Annotated in this window: 14 protein-coding genes; 3 read left to right on the top strand and 11 right to left on the bottom strand. The window is 68.7% G+C overall.

The features are described from left to right. Nucleotides 1-66: 66 nt before the first annotated feature. Entirely contained in the window at nt 67-1,092 is a 1,026-nt protein-coding gene (locus AC07RM_RS05600) for an RluA family pseudouridine synthase (RefSeq protein ID WP_495333666.1), read from the bottom strand. Between the two features lie 14 nt (nt 1,093-1,106). Between AC07RM_RS05600 and AC07RM_RS05595 the strand changes: the two genes are divergently transcribed. Continuing rightward, a complete protein-coding gene (locus AC07RM_RS05595) occupies nt 1,107-1,910 on the top strand; it encodes an outer membrane protein assembly factor BamD (protein WP_093342623.1) in 804 nt (267 codons plus the stop codon). A gap of 86 nt (nt 1,911-1,996) precedes the next feature. Here the strand turns inward: AC07RM_RS05595 and AC07RM_RS05590 are convergent, their stop codons facing one another. Together AC07RM_RS05590 and AC07RM_RS05585 are read right to left on the bottom strand one after the other, a co-directional pair. Beyond that, the gene (locus tag AC07RM_RS05590; RefSeq protein WP_495333664.1) at nt 1,997-4,174 is read right to left on the bottom strand and encodes an ATP-dependent DNA helicase; all 2,178 of its coding nucleotides are present in this window, start codon (nt 4,172-4,174) and stop codon (nt 1,997-1,999) included. Next, complete coding sequence (locus AC07RM_RS05585) at nt 4,171-4,374, bottom strand: YdcH family protein (protein WP_093342624.1); 204 nt, start codon at nt 4,372-4,374, stop codon at nt 4,171-4,173. Before AC07RM_RS05585 ends, AC07RM_RS05590 begins: the two co-directional genes overlap by 4 nt. Before the next feature lie 114 nt (nt 4,375-4,488). On the opposite strand from AC07RM_RS05585, the gene AC07RM_RS05580 reads away from it, so the two are divergent. Continuing rightward, the gene (locus AC07RM_RS05580) at nt 4,489-5,256 is read left to right on the top strand and encodes a PP2C family protein-serine/threonine phosphatase (RefSeq protein ID WP_093342626.1); all 768 of its coding nucleotides are present in this window, start codon (nt 4,489-4,491) and stop codon (nt 5,254-5,256) included. A 34-nt stretch (nt 5,257-5,290) separates the two neighbouring features. On the opposite strand, the gene AC07RM_RS05575 is transcribed toward AC07RM_RS05580, so the two are convergent. From AC07RM_RS05575 to AC07RM_RS05540, 8 genes are all read right to left on the bottom strand, one after another. Beyond that, nucleotides 5,291-5,953: a hypothetical protein gene (locus AC07RM_RS05575; RefSeq protein ID WP_495333662.1), complete on the bottom strand. Its 663-nt coding sequence runs from the start codon at nt 5,951-5,953 to the stop codon at nt 5,291-5,293. Further along, on the bottom strand, nt 5,950-7,047 hold the full coding sequence (zapE, locus tag AC07RM_RS05570) for a cell division protein ZapE (protein WP_093342630.1): 1,098 nt from the start codon (nt 7,045-7,047) through the stop codon (nt 5,950-5,952). The genes AC07RM_RS05575 and zapE overlap by 4 nt, the downstream gene beginning before the upstream one ends. 73 nt (nt 7,048-7,120) lie before the next feature. After that, nucleotides 7,121-8,548: a dihydrolipoyl dehydrogenase gene (gene lpdA, locus AC07RM_RS05565; RefSeq protein WP_495333660.1), complete on the bottom strand. Its 1,428-nt coding sequence runs from the start codon at nt 8,546-8,548 to the stop codon at nt 7,121-7,123. A 160-nt stretch (nt 8,549-8,708) separates the two neighbouring features. After that, the gene (gene odhB, locus AC07RM_RS05560) at nt 8,709-9,983 is read right to left on the bottom strand and encodes a 2-oxoglutarate dehydrogenase complex dihydrolipoyllysine-residue succinyltransferase (protein WP_093342632.1); all 1,275 of its coding nucleotides are present in this window, start codon (nt 9,981-9,983) and stop codon (nt 8,709-8,711) included. A gap of 138 nt (nt 9,984-10,121) precedes the next feature. Next, entirely contained in the window at nt 10,122-12,998 is a 2,877-nt protein-coding gene (locus AC07RM_RS05555; protein WP_093342634.1) for a 2-oxoglutarate dehydrogenase E1 component, read from the bottom strand. Nucleotides 12,999-13,177: 179 nt separating this feature from the next. Next, complete coding sequence (locus AC07RM_RS05550; RefSeq protein WP_495334166.1) at nt 13,178-15,118, bottom strand: propionate--CoA ligase; 1,941 nt, start codon at nt 15,116-15,118, stop codon at nt 13,178-13,180. A 157-nt stretch (nt 15,119-15,275) separates the two neighbouring features. After that, nucleotides 15,276-15,878: an isochorismatase family protein gene (locus tag AC07RM_RS05545; RefSeq protein ID WP_495333658.1), complete on the bottom strand. Its 603-nt coding sequence runs from the start codon at nt 15,876-15,878 to the stop codon at nt 15,276-15,278. A 92-nt stretch (nt 15,879-15,970) separates the two neighbouring features. Then, nucleotides 15,971-16,594, bottom strand: coding sequence for a TetR/AcrR family transcriptional regulator (locus AC07RM_RS05540; RefSeq protein ID WP_495333656.1), 624 nt, complete (start codon nt 16,592-16,594; stop codon nt 15,971-15,973). A 131-nt stretch (nt 16,595-16,725) separates the two neighbouring features. On the opposite strand from AC07RM_RS05540, the gene AC07RM_RS05535 reads away from it, so the two are divergent. Beyond that, nucleotides 16,726-18,360 (top strand): 4-hydroxyphenylacetate 3-hydroxylase family protein, encoded by a 1,635-nt coding sequence (locus AC07RM_RS05535; RefSeq protein ID WP_495333654.1) that lies wholly within the window; start codon nt 16,726-16,728, stop codon nt 18,358-18,360. The last annotated feature ends 1 nt before the right edge of the window (nt 18,361 follow it).

Genomic DNA, 18,361 nt, shown 5'->3' with positions numbered 1-18,361 from the left:
GCCGGCACGCGGCGAGTGCAACGCGGGGCCGGCACCAAGCGGCCGGCGCGGCGGCCCTGGAGGCCGTCAGGCGCGATTGTAGTCCAGCCCCCAGGCCCGCAAGGCCTCGGCGAGATCGGCCGGCAAGGCTGAATGCAGCGCGATCGGCGCCTTGGTGACCGGATGCACGAAGGCCAGCCGGAACGCATGCAGCGCCTGCCGCGCGAGGCCCGCGGCGGCCGTGCCGCCATAGAGCGTGTCGCCCACCAGCGGATGGCCGATCGACGCCATGTGCACGCGGATCTGGTGCGTGCGGCCGGTTTCGAGGGTGCAGCGCACCACGCAGCCGCGCTCCTCGCTGTCCAGGCGCTCGATCAGGGTGCGGGCGGTCTTGCCGGCGTGCTGCTGCAGGTCGACCACCGCCATGCGCAGCCGGTTGCGCGGGTCGCGGCCGATGGCCGCGTCGACCTGGCGCGCGGCCGCGCCGGTCCAGGGCTTGTGGCCCAGCGCCAGGTACTGGCGCTTGACTTCGCGCGCGGCGATCAGCGCCACCAGCGCGTCCATGGCGGCGCGGGTGCGCGCGACCATCATCAGCCCGCTGGTGTCGCGGTCGAGCCGGTGCACGATGCCCGCGCGCGGCAGCAGCAGCGCCTTGGGATCGAGCGCGAGCAGGCCGTTGAGCAGCGTGCCGCTCCAGTGGCCCGGGGCGGGATGCACCACCAGGCCGGCCGGCTTGTCGATCACGCGCAGGTGCTCGTCCTCGTAGACGGTGACGATCTCCATCGGCTCGGGCCGGAACGCCTGGCTCTGCGGCGTGGGACGCAGTTCGACCCGCCCGGCCTGCCCCGCCCGCACGGCCGCCGAGGCCTTGGTGGCGGCGCGGCCCTGCAGCTCGACGGCGCCGGCCTCGATCAGCTGCTGCAGGTAGCTGCGCGAGAACTCGGGAACCAATGCGGCCAGCGCGCGATCCAGCCGCAGTCCGTGCTGCGCGGGGTCGACGACGAAATCCCGCCACTCGCTGGCTTCGGACGGATCGGCGCCCTCGTCGAGCTCGGCCGCCTCCGGGGAGTTGTCGCGGGGGTCGGTCGATATAATTGAGGGCAACTGTTTCACGAAAGCCGCATGTGATGATTCGCGCCAAATTATCGGTCCCAGCCTGGATGGCGCTCAGCGCCCTCGCGCTGCTCGCCGGCTGTTCGAGCACCAAGGACGACAAGACCGCGACCTGGAGCCCCAACCGGATCTACGCGGAAGCCAAGGACGAAGCCGGTTCCGGCGCCTACGACAAGGCCGTGCCGCTGTACGAGAAGCTCGAGGGCCGTGCCGCCGGCACCCCCCTCGCCCAGCAGGCCCAGCTCGAGAAGGCCTACGCCCAGTACAAGGGCGGCGACAAGGCGGCCGCGGTCTCCACCATCGATCGCTTCCTGAAGCTGCACCCCGCCAGCCCCGCGCTCGACTATGCGCTGTACCTCAAGGGCGTGGTCAACTTCAACGACGACCTCGGCATGTTCGCGTTCCTCACGCGCCAGGACCTGTCGGAGCGCGACCAGAAGGCGGCCAAGGAGTCGTTCGAGTCGTTCAAGGAACTGATCACGCGCTTCCCCGACTCGCGCTACACGCCCGATGCGCGCCAGCGCATGAACTACATTGTGAACTCGCTCGCCCAGTACGAGGTTCACGTGGCGCGCTACTACTACTCGCGCGGCGCCTACCTGGCGGCCATCAACCGCGCCCAGAGCGCGATCGCCGACTACCGCGAAGTGCCCGCGGTCGAGGAAGCGCTCTACATCATCGTGCGCTCGTACGACGCGCTCGGCATGAACGACCTGCGCGACGACGCGCAGCGCGTGCTGACCTCCAACTACCCGCAGAGCACCTACCTCTCGCAAGGCTTCAAGACCAAGGACGATCCCTGGTGGAAGATGTGGTGATGGCGGCCGGCCGGCTCGGCTGACCCCACACGAAAGCCCGACGGCGCGAGCCCTCGGGCTTTTTTATCGCCCGCGGCTCGCGCGCTTCAGTCCTGCACCGGCACGGCCAGGTCCGCGATCGCCGCGTCGAGATCGGCCTCGGTCTCGAGCCGCCGCATCGGCGGCAGCGCCCCGAGCAGGCGCCGGCCATAGCCCATCGCGACCAGCCGCGTGTCGCAGATCACCAGCACGCCGCTGTCGGTCTCGCGCCGGATCAGCCGCCCCGCCCCCTGCTTGAGCGCCACCGCGGCCTCGGGCAGCGAATAGTCGCCGAAGGAGCTGCGGCCCTGCGCCTCGAGCCGCTGCGAACGCGCCTCGACCAGCGGATCGTTGGGCGGCGGGAACGGCAGCTTGTCGATCACCACCAGTTGCAAGGCATCGCCGGGCGCATCGAAGCCCTCCCAGAACGAGGCCGAGGCGACCAGCACGCAGCCGGGGCGCCCCATCGTGTCGCCCTCGCGGAAGCGGTCCATCAGCACCCGCTTGGGCAGCTCGCCCTGCACCAGCACCTCGGGCCGCCGCTCGATGCCCAGGCGCTCGATCTGCTGGCGGATCTCGTCGCCCACGGTACGCAGCGCGCGCAACGTGGTCGTCAGCACCAGCGTGCGGCCGCCGAGCGCGCCGGCGCCGCGCGCGGCCAGTTGCGCCACGCGCAGGCTGTGCGAGGGCTCGTTGGGCTTGGGGAAGGCGCGCGGCACGTAGAGCGCGGCCTGCGCGGCGTAGTCGAAGGGGCTGCGCACGCGCAGCACCTCCGCGTCCTCGAGGCCGCAGGGTTCGGTGAACCAGCGCAGCGTGGGATCGTCGCCCAGGGTGGCGGAGGTGAAGACCCAGGCGCGGCGGCGCCGCTCGGGGGCCTCGGGCTGCTCTTGCGCGCGCGGTGGCTCGTCATCGTCATCGCCACCGCCCTGCGCATCGAGCCAGGCGTCGTATTCGTCGACGGCCTCGCGGGCGCCGCGCCCCAGCGTCTCGTCGCCGTGCGCGTCCGACTGCGCATCGGGCGCCTTGGCGATCTTGAGCACGCGCGTGCGCATCGCCTCGGCGATGTCGAGCGGCGACTCCACCAGCCGCAACTGCGTGCCCACGTCGACCCAGCGCACGGATTCCGGCGCGCAGGCGCGCGCGAACTTGGCCGCGCGCTTCGCGAGTTCGCGCGCGCGCTCGAGCAGCCGCACGAAATCGGGCGACAGCTCGCTGACCGTGTCGAGGCCTTCGGCCGCCTCCTCGAAGGCGATCTGCAGCGTGTCGAGCGCGCCCTGCCATTCGTGCTCGCCGATGCCCTCGGGCGAGGGCCCGGCCCAGCGCAGCTTCGCGCCCGGCCATTGCTTGCCCACCGCCAGCCGCAGCTCGCGCGCCGCGCGTTCGAGCCCGGCCACGATGCCCTGCCAGTCGACCAGGCCGCGCGCATGCGTGAGGCCGGCCGCGAGCACGTCGCGCGCGAAGTCGAGCGCCTGCCCGGTGCCGAGGTTGGTGCCGAGGAACTGCACGCCGGTCTCGTTGAGCTGGTGCGCCTCGTCGAACACCACCACGCTGACGCTCGGCAGCAGCTCGGCCATGCCGGTCTCGCGCACCGCGAGGTCGGCGAAGAACAGGTGGTGGTTGATGACCACCACGTCGGCCGCCAGCGCCTCGCGCCGCGCCAGGTTGACGTGGCAGGGCTTGAACTGCGGGCACTGCGCGCCCAGGCAGTTCTCGCGCGTCGAGCTCACCAGCGGGATCAGCGGCGAGCGCTCGTCGAGCCCCGGCAGTTCGGCGAGATCGCCGGTGCGCGTGGCCTTGGACCATTGCTCGATCTTCGCCAGCGTGCGCAGGCTGCCGCGCTCGGGCAGCGAGGCATCGTGGCGCGCGATGTCGAGCCGGTGCAGGCAAAGGTAGCTGCCGCGGCCCTTGAGCAGCGCGGTGCGCACCGGCAGGCCCAGCGCTTCCACGAGTCGCGGCAGGTCGCGGCCGAAGAGCTGGTCCTGCAGCGCCTTGGTGGCGGTCGAGAGCAGCACGCGCTCGCCGCTCAGCAGCGCGGGCACCAGGTACGAGAAGGTCTTGCCGACGCCGGTGCCGGCCTCGACCACCAGCATGCCGCCCTGCTCGATGGTGCGCGCCACGGCCATCGCCATCTCGGTCTGGCCCGAGCGCTCGCGGAACTGCTCGGCCGCGCGCGAGAGCACGCCGCCTTCCGAAAAAGCCTCGAGCACCTTCGAGGCGAGCGTGTCGTCAATACCCACCCCGCTCACGCCGGCTCCTTCGGATCGATCGCGTTCTCGAGCCGCACGATCTGGTCGCGCAGCGCAAGGCGGCGCTTCTTGAGGCGGCGCAGCAGCAACTCGTCCTGCGGCGCGACCTCGCTCAGGCTGTCGATGGACGCGTCGAGGTCCGCATGCTCGATGCGCAACTCGATCAACTGGCGGGAAAGGGAGTGGAGATTGGAGTCCAACGTGGGAGAAGCGGACGCATCTTCTGCGCGGCTCGGGCTCGGGTTCATTCGATAATACGTCGTGATCCGAACTCCAGAGAAGACAGGCGGCGCTGCATCGGCGCATTCGCGCTCATGACCCAAGGCTTTCGACTCGTTGCCGCCACCGGCCTGCACAAGGGCGACCGCCCCTACCAGCAGGACCAGGTGCTGCTGATCGCGCATCCGCGCACGCCGGGCTGCGTGCTCGCCGTGGTGGCCGATGGCATGGGCGGGCGCAGCGGCGGACGCAAGGCCTCCGACCAGGTGCTGATGACCGCGCGCCAGCTCTTCGCGCGCTACAACCCGGCGCGCGACGAGGCCGAAGCGCTGCTGCGCCAGCTGCTCGAGGACGCGCACACGGTGATCAAGCTCACGGCCGTGTCGAGCGAGCAGGAACCGCACAGCACGCTGGCTGCCTTCCTCATGAACCCGACCGGCGACTGCGCCTGGATCCATGCGGGCGATTCGCGCATCTACCACTTCCACGACGGCCGGCTGATCAAGCGCACGCGCGACCATTCGTACGTGCAGACGCTGATCGACCGCGGCGAGATCACCGAGGCCGAGGCCAACGTGCATCCGCAGGGCAACATCCTGCTCGGCTGCCTGGGCATGCGCTCGACGCCGCCGCCGATCGCACCCGACCAGGTCCCGAGGATGCAGCCCGGCGACCTGCTGATGGCCTGCAGCGACGGCCTGTGGCACTACTTCACTCCCGAAGAACTCGCGAGCGTGCTGCATGCGCAGCCGCCGCGCGATGCGGTCGAGATCCTGGTGGGCGAAGCACGCCGCCGGGCGCATGGCACCGGCGACAACATCTCGATCGCGGTGCTCAAGCTCGAGCCCCTGCCGGCGGCCTGAAATCTCCACGGCCCGCGCGGGCCGTGCGCGGCGGTCAGGGCTTCGCAGCCGGCTCCGCGGGCGGCAGGGGCGCGCCACGCGGCTTGGTGCGGTTGGTGTTCTGCCGCTCGCGGCTGGCGCGGTGCTCCTCGGCCTTGCGCTGCTTTTCCTCGTAGCGCTGGGCCTGCGCGGGCGCCTCGGCGCGGCGCTGCGCGGCCTTGGCCTGCTCGGCGGCCTGGTTGCTCTGCTTCTGGTCGAACTGGCGCTGGCGCTCGGGCGCTTCCGCGGCCGTCGCGGCACGGCCTTCGGCATGGTCGGCGGCACGCTGTTCGCGTTCGCGCTGGTTCTGCTGGGACTGCTCGCGCTGCTGCGCGGAATCCTGCGGGCGTTCGGTGGTCTTCTTCTCGTCGAGCTTGCGCAGCTCGGCGGCGCCGCGGCGCTGGCGCTCGATGTCGTTGATCGACGATTCCTGGCGCTTGATGTGGTCGTTCTCGGTGCGGCGGCGCGCGCGGCTGTCGCGCAGGCAGTCCTCGACCGCGAACTTGGCGTAGCAGGCCTTGCGCTCGTTCTCGTAGCGCGCCTCGATGGCGGCGCGCTCGCTGGCCAGACGGTTGCGCTCGGCCTCGAGATCGGCGATGCCGGCAGCGGCGCTGGACTGGGCCCAGGCCGGCAGGCCGGCCAACGACATCCACAGGGCAAGGACGAGGGTTTTCTTCATGTGAGGCGAGTGTCGACGATGCGGCGTTCCAGCGCGAGAAATTCGGCCGACTGCATCTCGTTGAGCCGCGAGACCGTGCGCGGAAACTCGTGCGCCAGCGGCCCCTCGGTGTACAACGCCTCGGCCGGTACCTCGGCCGACATGATGAGCTTGACGCGGCGGTCGTACAGCACGTCGACCAGCCAGGTGAAGCGGCGCGCCTCCGAGGCCATGCGCACCGGCATGTGCGGCACGTCGGACAGCAGCACGGTGTGGAACTGGCTCGCGATCTCGAGGTAGTCGTTCTGCGAGCGCGGCCCGCCGCACAGCGTCTTGAAGTCGAACCAGACGACGCCACCGGCCTTGCGGCGCGCGCGGATCTCGCGCGACTCGATGTGCAGCACCGGGTTCTCGTCGGCCGTCTCGGCCAGCTTCTCGAAAGCCTTGCGCATCTCCTTCTCGGCGCCGGCATCGTTCGGCGTCAGGTACATGCGCAGCTGCTCCATGGTGCGGCGCCGGTAGTCGGTGCCGTTGTCCACGCTGAGCACCTCGAGCTTCTGGTTCAGCAGCTCGATGGCGGGCAGGATGCGGTCGCGGTGCAGCCCGCCGGGATAGAGGTCGTCGGGCTTGAAATTGGAAGTGGTGACGAAGCCCACGCCGTTCTCGAACAGCGCCATCAGCAGCCGATGCAGGATCATCGCGTCGGTGATGTCGGCGACGTGGAACTCGTCGAAACAGATCAGCTTGTAGCGCTTCGAGATGCGCAGGCCCAGCTCGTCGAGCGGGTTGACGGTGCCCTGCAGCTCGCGCAGTTCGCGGTGCACCTCGCGCATGAACTCGTGGAAGTGCAGGCGCGTCTTGCGCCGCAGCGGCACGGCGTTGAAGAAGAGGTCCATCAGGAAGCTCTTCCCGCGCCCCACCCCGCCGTACATGTAGACGCCGCGCGGCAGCTCGGGCCGGTTGATGAGCTTCTTCAGCGCATTGGAACGCTGCGACTTGTACGCGGCCCATTCCGTGGCGCAGCGATCGAGCGCCTCGACGGCCCTCAGCTGCGCGGGATCGCTCTTGAACCCGCGTGTCGCGAGTTCCGCTTCGTAGGCCTGTTTGACGCTCAAGGGATCGGAATGCTAGGTGTTGGGGGCTGCGGGCGGCCAGCGAATGGCCGCCCGCAGCGTGGTCGCCGCTGGATCAGAAGTTCAGCGTGCGCTTGTCCACCGCCAGGGCGGCTTCCTTGGTGGCTTCCGACAGCGAGGGGTGCGCGTGGCAGATGCGCGCGATGTCCTCGGCGCTGGCCTTGAACTCCATCGCCACCACGGCTTCGGAGATCAGTTCGCTGGCCTGCGGGCCGACGATGTGCACGCCCAGGATCTCGTCCGTGGTCGCGTCGGCCAGAAACTTGACCAGGCCGGTCGTGTCGCCGAGCGCGCGCGCGCGGCCGTTGGCCAGGAACGGGAAGGTGCCGGCCTTGTAGGCGCGGCCCGAGGCCTTGAGCTGCTGCTCGGTCTGGCCGACCCATGCGATCTCGGGGCTGGTGTAGATCACCCACGGCACGGTGTTGAAGTTGACGTGCCCGTGCTGGCCGGCAATGCGCTCGGCCACGGCAACGCCCTCTTCTTCCGCCTTGTGCGCGAGCATCGGACCGCGCACCACGTCGCCGATCGCCCACACGTTCGGCAGGCTGGTCTTGCAGTCGTCGTCCACGGCGATGGCGCCGCGCTCGTCGAGCTTCAGGCCCACGGCTTCGGCGTTCAGGCCGATGGTGTTGGGCACGCGGCCGATCGAGACGATCAGCTTGTCGACCTCGAGCTTCTGGGCTTCGCCCTTGGCGTTGGTCCAGGCCACGCTCACGCCGTTCTTGCCCGACTTGATCTCGCCGACCTTCACGCCGAGCTCGATCTTCAGGCCCTGCTTGTCGAAGGCCTTCTTGGCTTCCTTGGCGATCTGCTCGTCGACCGCGCCGAGGAAGGTCGGCAGCGCTTCGAGCACGGTGACTTCGGCGCCGAGGCGGCGCCACACCGAGCCCATCTCGAGGCCGATGACGCCCGAGCCGATCAGGCCCAGCTTCTTCGGCACCGCGCCGATGCGCAGGGCGCCGTCGTTCGAGAGGATGTTCTCCTCGTCGAAGGCCGCGCCCGGCAGTGCACGGGCGTTGGAGCCGGTGGCGACGATGATGTGCTTGCCGGTGATGGTTTCCTCGGCGGCGCCGGCCACCTTGATGTCGTAGCCGGCGTCGCCGGCCTTCTCGAACGCGCCACGGCCGTGGAAGAAGCTGATCTTGTTCTTCTTGAACAGGTACAGGATGCCGTCGTTGTTCTGCTTCACGACCTGGTCCTTGCGGGCCAGCATCTTGGCGAGGTCGATGCCGAGGCCCTCGACCTTGATGCCGTGGTCGGCGAAGTGGTGGTTCGCCTGGTCGTAGTGCTCCGACGACTGCAGCAGTGCCTTTGAGGGAATGCAGCCGACGTTGGTGCAGGTGCCGCCCGGTGCCGGGCCGCCCTTGCCGTTCTTCCACTCGTCGATGCAGGCGACGTTGAAGCCGAGCTGCGCCGCGCGGATGGCGGCGATGTAGCCGCCGGGGCCGCCGCCGATGACGATGACGTCGAATTGTTTGGACATGATTTCCTTCATGATTTCGTGTGCCGGCTCCGCTCAATGGCAAGCGAAGCGAAGGCCGTTCGGGAGCACCCGCGGAACCGGCTTTGCCGGGCCGCTGGGTGCGCCCCCTTGAGGGGGGAGGCGGCTACACGAAGTGAGCGAGCAACGGGGGTGGGTCAGGTTAGATGTCGAACAGCAGGCGCGACGGATCCTCGAGCGCTTCCTTCATGGCGACCAGGCCCAGCACGGCTTCGCGGCCGTCGATGATGCGGTGGTCGTAGCTCATCGCCAGGTAGTTCATCGGGCGGATGACGATCTGGCCGTTCTCGACCACGGCGCGGTCCTTGGTGGCGTGCACGCCGAGGATCGCGGACTGGGGCGGGTTGATGATCGGGGTCGAGAGCATCGAGCCGAAGGTGCCGCCGTTCGAGATCGAGAAGGTGCCGCCGGTCATCTCTTCGATGCCCAGCTTGCCGTCCTGTGCCTTCTTGCCGTACTCGGCGATCTTCTTCTCGATGTCGGCGAAGCTCATCTGGTCGGCATTGCGCAGGATCGGCACCACCAGGCCGCGCGGCGAACCGACGGCGATGCCGATGTCGAAGTAGCCGTGGTACAGGATGTCGTTGCCGTCGACCGAGGCGTTGATCACCGGGTACTTCTTGAGCGCGTGCACCGCAGCCTTCACGAAGAAGCTCATGAAGCCGAGCTTCACGCCGTGTTCCTTGGTGAAGCTGTCCTGGAAGCGCTTGCGCAGTTCCATGACGGGCGCCATGTTGACCTCGTTGAAGGTCGTGAGGATGGCGTTGGTCGACTGCGATTGCAGCAGGCGCTCGGCGATGCGGGCGCGCAGGCGGCTCATCGGCACGCGCTGTTCAGGGCGCTCGCCCAGGTCCGGCGCGCTGGTGGGCGCGGCGACCTGCGGCAGCGCGGGCTTGGCGGCCGGCGCGGGGATCGCGGCGGGCGCGGCCTTGGCGGTGGCACCCGAGGCCACGGCGCCGAGCACGTCGCCCTTGGTCACGCGGCCGTCCTTGCCGGTGCCGGCGACGTCGCTGGTCTTGAGGTTGTTGTCGGCCAGCAGCTTGGCGGCGGCGGGCATCGCGACGTCGGACTTGGCACCACCGGTGGCAGCAGCAGCGGCTGCCGCGGGCGCGGCGGCGGCGGGTGCCGGGGCGGCAGCGGCGGGCGCGGCGGCCGGAGCGGCGGCGCCGGCCTTGCCTTCGGTGTCGATCTTCGCGATCAGTTGCTCGGCCACGACGGTCGCGCCGTCGCCTTGCACGATCTCGGCCAGCACGCCGGCGGCGGGCGCCGGCACTTCGAGCACGACCTTGTCGGTCTCGATTTCGATCAGGATTTCATCGATGGCGACGGCTTCGCCGGCCTTCTTCTTCCAGGTGAGCATGGTGGCTTCGGCCACCGATTCGGACAGCTGAGGGACTTTGACTTCTACGATAGACATTTGGAGTTTGCTCCGCTTTGATTTGTGTGTGCCCCTGGGGCCGGGGTTCGCCCGGCCCGCCCCTCGTGGGGGATCGGGCGATGTGGCCGTGCCACATGCGCCCGAGCGGGTTGTTCGTGTTGAAAGGAGATCGTTCTATTACTTGGTCAGCACGAAGCCCTTGAGCTTGGCGAAGGCGGCATCGACCAGTGCCTTCTGCTGTTCCTGGTGCAGGTGCGAGTAGCCGACGGCCGGCGAGGCCGAGGCCGCGCGGCCGGCGTAGCCGAGCTTCTGGCCTTCCTGCATGTTCTCGTGGATGTAGTGCTGCACGAAGAACCAGGCGCCCTGGTTCTGCGGTTCGTCCTGGCACCACACCACGTCGACGAGGTTCGGGTACTTCTTGATCTCGGCCGCGAAGGCCTTGTGCGGGAACGGATAGAGCTGTTCGACGCGGATGATCGCCACGTCGTCGTCGCCGCGTTCCTCGCGCTTCTTGGCCAGGTCGTAGTAGACCTTGCCCGAGCAGGCGACCAGGCGCTTGACCTTCTCGGCCTTGAGCGCCTTGCTTTCCGGAATGATGGTCTGGAAGCTGCCCTTGGTGAACTCGGCCAGCGGCGAGGTCGCGTCCTTGTTGCGCAGCAGCGACTTGGGCGTGAGGATGATCAGCGGCTTGCGCAGGTTGCGCACCATCTGGCGGCGCAGCACGTGGAAGATCTGGCTGGCCGTGGTCGGCTGCACCACCTGCATGTTGGTGTCGGCGCTCAGCTGCATGAAGCGCTCGAGGCGCGCCGAGCTGTGCTCGGGGCCCTGGCCTTCGTAGCCGTGCGGCAGCATCATCGTGAGGCCGTTGACGCGGCCCCACTTGACTTCGCCCGAGGCGATGAACTGGTCGATCACCACCTGCGCGCCGTTCACGAAGTCGCCGAACTGGGCTTCCCAGATCACCAGCGTGTTCGGGTCGTTCGAGGCATAGCCGTATTCGAACGCGAGCACCGCTTCTTCCGACAGGATCGAGTCGATCACGACGAACGGGGCCTGGTTGTCGGCCACGTTCTGCAGCGGCGTGTAGGTGCCTTCGTCGAACTTCTCGCGGTTCTGGTCGTGCAGCACGGCGTGGCGGTGCGTGAACGTGCCGCGGCCCGAGTCCTCGCCCGACAGGCGAACCGGGTAGCCGCTGGCCACCAGCGAGGCGAAGGCCATGTGCTCGCCCATGCCCCAGTCGACGTTGACGTCGCCGCGGCCCATGGCGGCGCGGTCGTCGAGCACCTTCTTGACCAGCGGATGCACCGTGAAGCCTTGCGGCACGGTGGTGATCTTCTCGGCCAGGCGCTTCCACTCGCTCGAGGGAATCGCGGTGTCGCCGGCGTCGGTCCACTTCTTGTTGAGGTACGGGCTCCAGTCGACGGCGTACTTGCTCTTGAAGTTGGTCAGCACCGGGTCGACCGTGTTCTTGCCTTCGTCGAAGGCGGCGCGCTGCGCCTTGACCATGTCGTCGCCGAGCGTGTCGCCCAGGCCCTGCGCGGCCAGCTTGTCGGCGTACAGCTTGCGCGTGCCGGGGTGCTGGGCGATCTTCTTGTACATCAGCGGCTGGGTCAGCGAGGGGGTGTCCTGCTCGTTGTGGCCCAGCTTGCGGAAGCAGATGATGTCCACGACCACGTCCTTCTGGAATTCCATGCGGAAGTCCAGCGCGATCTGGGTGGCGAGCACCACGGCTTCGGGGTCGTCGCCGTTCACGTGCAGCACCGGCGCCTCGATCATCTTGACGATGTCGGTGCAATACAGCGTCGAGCGGCTGTCGCGCGGGTCGCTGGTGGTGAAGCCGATCTGGTTGTTGATGACGATGTGCACCGTGCCGCCCGTGGAGTAGCCACGGGTTTCGGCCAGCGCCAGCGTTTCCATCACGACACCCTGGCCCGCGAAGGCGGCGTCGCCGTGCACGATCACGGGCAGCACCTGCTTGCCCAGCGGGTCGGCGCGGCGGTCCATGCGCGCGCGCACCGAGCCTTCGACCACGGGATTCACGATCTCGAGGTGCGAGGGGTTGAACGCGAGGCTCAGGTGGACCGGGCCGCCGGGGGTGGTCACGTCCGAGCTGAAGCCCTGGTGGTACTTGACGTCGCCACTGGGCAGGTCTTCAGGCGCGGTGTGGTCGAACTCGGCGAACAGGTCGGCCGGCATCTTGCCGAGCGAGTTGACCAGCACGTTGAGGCGGCCGCGGTGGGCCATGCCGATCACGATTTCCTGCACGCCCTTGGCGCCGGCCTGGTTGATCAGCTCGTCCATCGAGACGATGAAGCTTTCGCCGCCTTCGAGCGAGAAGCGCTTCTGGCCGACGTACTTGGTGTGCAGGAAGCGCTCGAGGCCCTCGGCCGCGGTCAAGCGGTTGAGCACGTGCTTCTTCTGCTCGGCGCTGAGCTTGGGGTTGGTGCGGGCGCTTTCGAGCCGCTGCTGCCACCAGCGCTTGTGATTCTGGTCGGTGGTGTACATGTACTCGGCACCCATGGTGCCGCAGTACGTTTCGCGCAGTGCGTTGAGCAGGTCGCGCAAGGACATGGTGTCCTTGCCGAAGAAGGTGTTGCTGGTGTTGAACACCGTCTCGAGGTCGGCGTCGGTGAAGCCGTAGAACGAGGGCTCGAGTTCGGGAATGGCGGGACGCTCGGCGCGCTTGAGCGGATCGAGGTCGGCCCAGCGGGCGCCGACGTTGCGGTAGGCGGCGATCAGTTGCTGGACGGCGGTGCGCTTGCGGCCGAGTTCGGAGTCGGCGCCGCTGGCCTGCACGACCTTGGTCGTGCCCTGCTTCGCCAGTTCGGCAAACGCATTGATGACCGGCTGGTGCGGAACGTCGCGGGTGTTGGTGCCGTCGGCGGCGGGGACGTGCTGCAGCGCGTCGAAGTAGGTGCGCCAGTTGTCGGGCACGCTGCCGGGGTTGGCGAGGTAGTTTTCGTACATCTCCTCGACATAGGGCGCGTTGCCGCCGAAGAGATAGGTGTTGCCTTGGTAGGCGGCATACACCGATGGAGTCGATGAATCGCTCATATTGCGCTGACCTTCGCTTCCCTGTGGGAAGCACGAGCTGGTTTAAGAAACCTTCCGCGACACGGCTGAACCGATTGGCGGATGCGACTGTGGCTGGGAAGGGCCTGAGTACCGGGCGATTGTGCCACGCCAACCATATGACGGTTGAAAGCGGATGCACAACCCCCCAGGCGTGGCGCTCAGGCCGGCTTGAGTAACAGTTTGATCTGCTGCAGCGTGGCGGGGTCGTCGATGGTCGTCAGGTCGCCCGGATCGCGGCCCTCGCAGACCGCCTGGATGGCGCGGCGCAGCAATTTGCCGCTGCGGGTCTTGGGCAGCCCGCCCACGAAACGCACCCGTGCCGGCCGGGCCAGCGCGCCCAACTGGTCGGCCACGGTCTTCATGATCTCGCCCTCGAGCTTGAGCGCCACCGCCTCGTCGCTCACGGCCTGCCCGTCCTTGGGCACCACGAAGGCCATCGCGACCTGGCCCTTGAGCGCATCGGCCACGCCCACCACGGCCACCTCGGCCACGCCCGCGTGGCCCGAGATGCTTTCCTCGATCTCGCGCGTGCCGAGCCGGTGGCCGGCCACGTTGATCACGTCGTCGGTGCGACCGAGGATGTAGAAATAGCCGTCCTCGTCGCGGATGCCCCAGTCGAAGGTCGAATAGACCATCTTGCCGGGCACGCTCTTCCAGTAGGTGTTGACGAAGCGCGCGTCGTCCTTCCAGATGGTCTGCATGAAGCCCGGCGGCGTCGGGCCCTCGACCACGACCACGCCCTTTTCGTTCGGGGCCGTGAGCTCCTCGCCGGTCGACTCGTGCAGGATCTTCACCTTGTAGCCGTACATCGGCACGCCCGGGCTGCCGAACTTGCTGGGCTTCTTCTCGATGCCGTTGGCGATGGTGATGATCGGCCAGCCCGATTCGGTCTGCCAGTAGTTGTCGATGATCGGCACGCCCAGGCCCTCGGCGATCCAGCGGCCCGTGGGCTCGTCGAGCGGCTCGCCGGCCAGGAACAGCGCGCGCAAGGTGGAGAGGTCGTACTTCTTGAGCAGCGCCGGGTCCTGCTTCTTGAGCACGCGCACCGCGGTCGGCGCGCTGAACATCACCGTCACCTTGTACTTCTCGACCAGCCGCCACCAGATGCCGCCGTCGGGCTGGCCGTCGAGCCCCTGCGTGGGCAGGCCCTCGTACATCACCGTCGCCATGCCGGCGATCAGCGGGCCGTAGACGATGTAGCTGTGGCCCACGACCCAGCCGATGTCGCTGGTGGAGAAGTAGGTCTCGCCGGGCCGGCCGTCGAAGATGTGCTTCATGCTCGCGGCCAGGGCCACCGCGTAGCCGCCCACGTCGCGCTGCACGCCCTTGGGCTTGCCGGTGGTGCCGCTGGTGTAGATGGTGTAGCTGATCTCGGTCGACTCGAGCCAGGTGCAGGGCACCTGCGCGTCGAGATGCTTCTGTCGCAGCTCGCTCGCCAGGTGGTCGCGCCCCGCCACCAGCGCCATGGGGGCTAGGCCGCGGTCGGTCAGCAGCACCGCGCCGGGCTTGTGCTTCGACAGGCGGATCGCCTCGTCGAGCAGCGGCTTGTATGCGATCACCTTGCCGCCGCGCGAGCCGGCGTCGGCGCTCACGACCACCTTCGGCTCGGCGTCCTTGATGCGCGTGGCCAGCGAGCCGCTCGCGAAACCGCCGAACACCACGCAGTGGATGGCGCCGATGCGCGCGCAGGCCAGCATCGCGAACGCGGCCTCGGGAATCATCGGCATGTAGATCAGCACGCGGTCGCCGCGGCCCACGCCCAGGTCGACCAGGCTGGCGGCGGTGCGCTGCACCTCGGCATGCAGCTCGCGGAAGCTGTAGCTCTTCTCGGTGCCGGTCTCGGTCGAGACGAAGATCAGCGCCGGCTGGTCGCCGCGCTCGGCGAGGTGGCGGTCGACGGCGTTGTGGCACAGGTTGGTGGTGCCGCCGACGAACCAGCGCGCGAACGGCGGCTGGCCGGCGTCGAGGATCTGCTGCGGCGGGCTCTGCCAGTCGATGAGCCGGGCCTGCTCGGCCCAGAAGGCCTCGGGCGCGTCGATGGACTGGCGGTGGAATTCTTCGTAGCGGCTCATCGGTGTTGTCTCCTGATCTTGGGAAATCGGTCCGGCACCGCCCGGCAAAGGGCGACGCCAAAACTGAATTCATAATTATGGAGACCGATCTTGCAGCAGGCTGACACGCGCCACAAGCGGATGAGACCGGGGTCGGCCGGCGAGCGGCCTCTCTACTGGCGGGGGTGGTCGGTGCCCCGCCCTCTCAGCGCACCAGCGCGAGCAGCTCCGGAAAGGCCGGATGCTCGGCCGTGCGCAGCCATTCGAAGCCGACCATCTCCGTCGTCACCAGCTCGGCGCCCGCGCCGGCCAGGCGGTCGAAGGCGGCGTCGCGGTTGCGCTCGGTGCGCGAACCGCAGGCATCGGTGACGACCCAGACCTCGAACTCGTCCTCCAGCAGGTCGAGCGCCGTCTGCAGCAGGCAGACATGGGCTTCGCAGCCGGCGATGACGATGGTGTTGCGCTCCTCGGCAGCCGCGACCGGCTTCTGCAGGTGCTTGGGCAGGCTGCGCGCATTGCCCTGCGGCGCCTTGGCCGGCACGCGCAGCCATTCGCCCAGGCCTTCCTCGACGCCACTGAAGTGCATCTTCGGCAGCGTGCGGCGGCACAGCGCGCGGATGTCGGGCAGGTTCTCTCCGAGCTTGGACTGGTTGTGCTCGGTGCCGAAGACGGGCACGTCGAACAGCCGGGCCATCTTGCCGAGGCGGACCGCGTTCTGCGCCACCGCCTCCGACTCGAAGATCGCCGGCATCAGTCGGGCCTGATAGTCGACCAGCACGAGTTGGGATTGGGATGCGTCGAGCAGCATGGGCGGGGTTCTTTCTTCTGACGAGGGTTGCGGGGCGGCCGTGCGCCCGAAACCCTGGAAACTAACACCAAAGCACCGGTGCGCGGACCGGCTCAGGCGGCAGGCGCCCCGACACGGGCGACGAGCTGCCCGATGTAGGCCTCGAACAGCGCATCGGCCGACTGCCCGAACATGCGGATGCGCCCGGTGTGCCGCATCAGCAGCAGGCCCACGCCGTGCGCGAACAGCGCGGTGTTCTCGCGCAGCGCGTCGGCGGCATCGAGCCCCATCGCGCGCAGCGCTTCCTCGCAGGGGTTGAGCGCTTCCTTCAACTGGTCGTTGAGCGCGTGGTCGAGCTCGCTGGTCAAGCCGCGCGGCCGCATGCCGTGCACCAGGTAGAAGCCGAGGTCGAGCTCGCGCGGATGGGCCCCGTAGAAGCCGAACCAGGCCCGCGCCTTGGACGCCAATGTCAGCGCGGGCCGGTCCGCGAAGGCCTCGGCCTCGGCCACCGCGGTGCACAGGCGCAGCAGCGATTCGTCGAGCAGCGCGGCATAGATCGCCTCCTTGCTCTCGAAGTACGAATAGATGGCGCCGGGCGTGTAGCCGGCGCGGCGCGCGATCTCGCGAATGCTCGCGCCCTCGATGCCGGCCTCGGAGAACACGGCCCGCGCCGCGTCGAGCACCAGCGCGCGGCGCGCGTCGCTCAGGGTCTGTCGTCGTTGGAGCTTGGCCTGCATGGGCTGGACTGTAGCCCCTCTTTTAAGCGTTGCTCATTTTTCTTAACTATTGATCAATTTTTTGAACAGTGTTTAAATTTCACGAGGCCGGCCCATTCCGGCCCGCACGACAACCACCGGAGACACCCACGATGAACGCCCCGCTCCCCTCGGCCGCGCTGATGTCCGGCGCCGACTACCGCGAATCGCTGCGCCGCTACAAGCCCGTCGTCTACGTCGACGGCCGGCGGGTCGAGAGCGTGGCCGACGAGCCCGCGTTCCGCCCCGGCATCAACGCCATCGCCCTGACCTACGACCATGCGCTGAAGACGCAGTACGAGCCGCTGATGACCGCGATGCAGCACACCAGCGGCAAGCGCGTGAACCGGCTCTCGCACATCAACACCAGCGCCGGCGACCTGCTCAACAAGCTCGAGGCGGTGCGGCTGGTGTGCCAGGAAACCGGCTGCGCGCAGCGCTACCTCACGCACGACGCGCTCAACGCGATCGCCCAGGTGTCGGCGCGCATCGACGACGCGCGCGGCGGCGGCGAGCACACGGCGCGCTTCCTCGAGTACCTGCACCGCGTCCAGGACCAGGACCTGACCCTGGGCGTGGCCATGACCGACGCCAAGGGCGACCGCAGCCGCCGGCCGCACGAACAGGCCAACGTCGACAGCTACGTGCACGTGGTGGAGCGCAACGCGCGCGGCATCGTGATCTCGGGCACCAAGGCCATCGTGACCGGCGCGCCCTACGTGCACGAGCTGCTGGTCATGCCCTGCCGCAACATGGGCCGCGAGGACGCCGACTTCGCCGTTTGCTGCGCGGTGCCGCTGGACGCGCCGGGCCTGACCATCGTGGCACGCCCGGCCGGGCGGCCCGGCGAGAAGCTCGAGCATGGCGACGCCCTGTTCAGCCGCAAGTACGGCCAGAGCACCGGCGTGTGCATCTTCGACCGCGTGCTGGTGCCCTGGGAGCGCGTGTTCTACGACGGCTCCGACGGCAGCTGGGAACATTCGGGCCACCTCACCTACAGCTACGCCACCCACCACCGCCACAGCTGCATCGGCGCGCGCGCCGGCTTCGGCGACCTGCTGATCGGCGCCGGCGCGCTGATGTGCGAGGCCAACGGCTTCGACCCGGGCAAGGAGAGCCACCTGCGCGAGCAGATGGTCGAGCTCATCAGCATCACCGAGGGCTTCTTCGCCTGCGGCGTGGCGGCCAGCGTCTACGGCAAGGCCGACGAGCACTGCCCGGTCTTCATGCCCGACCCGGTGTTCAGCAACATCGGCAAGCTGCTGCTGGCGACCAAGATCTACGACATGCACCGCATCGCCCACACCGTGAGCGGCGGCCTGATCGTCACCCTGCCCGGCCCCGACGAGGACCACAACCCCGAGACCGCGGCGCGGCTGTCGGACGTGCTGCGCGCCAATCCGGCCGTGCCCTACGAGCAGCGCATCGAAGCGGCCCGCTTCATCGAGGACCTGACGGCCGGCTACCAGGGCGGCTGGTACAGCGTGATCAGCCTGCACGGCGGCGGCTCGCCGGCGGCGATGAAGCAGGAGATCTGGCGCCACTACCCGGTGGGATCGAAGGTGGAACTGGTCGAGCGGCTGCTGGAGCGCGGCATCGCCGCCGATGGCTCGCCCGCGGCCGCGCCGCACGATCCGCAGCGCGCGATCACGCGCAACCGCCAGCCCGGCAAGTGCTGCGACACGGGGTGCACGACGCCCGGGCAGCCGGTGATGGTCGAACTGCCCAAGCCTCATCGCGCCGCCTAGA

The organism is Variovorax sp. GW821-FHT09B05 (assembly GCF_059418265.1).
This window is presented reverse-complemented; position numbering and strand designations above follow the sequence as displayed.

Excerpts from the sequence above, each read along its gene's own strand:
- AC07RM_RS05555 (WP_093342634.1), bottom strand. The coding sequence starts at position 12,998 with ATGAGCGATTCATCGACTCCATCGGTGTATGCCGCCTACCAAGGCAAC.
- odhB (WP_093342632.1), bottom strand. The coding sequence starts at position 9,983 with ATGTCTATCGTAGAAGTCAAAGTCCCTCAGCTGTCCGAATCGGTGGCC.
- lpdA (WP_495333660.1), bottom strand. The coding sequence starts at position 8,548 with ATGTCCAAACAATTCGACGTCATCGTCATCGGCGGCGGCCCCGGCGGC.
- AC07RM_RS05535 (WP_495333654.1), top strand. The coding sequence starts at position 16,726 with ATGAACGCCCCGCTCCCCTCGGCCGCGCTGATGTCCGGCGCCGACTAC.
- AC07RM_RS05540 (WP_495333656.1), bottom strand. The coding sequence starts at position 16,594 with ATGCAGGCCAAGCTCCAACGACGACAGACCCTGAGCGACGCGCGCCGC.
- AC07RM_RS05595 (WP_093342623.1), top strand. The coding sequence starts at position 1,107 with ATGATTCGCGCCAAATTATCGGTCCCAGCCTGGATGGCGCTCAGCGCC.
- AC07RM_RS05575 (WP_495333662.1), bottom strand. The coding sequence starts at position 5,953 with ATGAAGAAAACCCTCGTCCTTGCCCTGTGGATGTCGTTGGCCGGCCTG.
- AC07RM_RS05545 (WP_495333658.1), bottom strand. The coding sequence starts at position 15,878 with ATGCTGCTCGACGCATCCCAATCCCAACTCGTGCTGGTCGACTATCAG.
- AC07RM_RS05580 (WP_093342626.1), top strand. The coding sequence starts at position 4,489 with ATGACCCAAGGCTTTCGACTCGTTGCCGCCACCGGCCTGCACAAGGGC.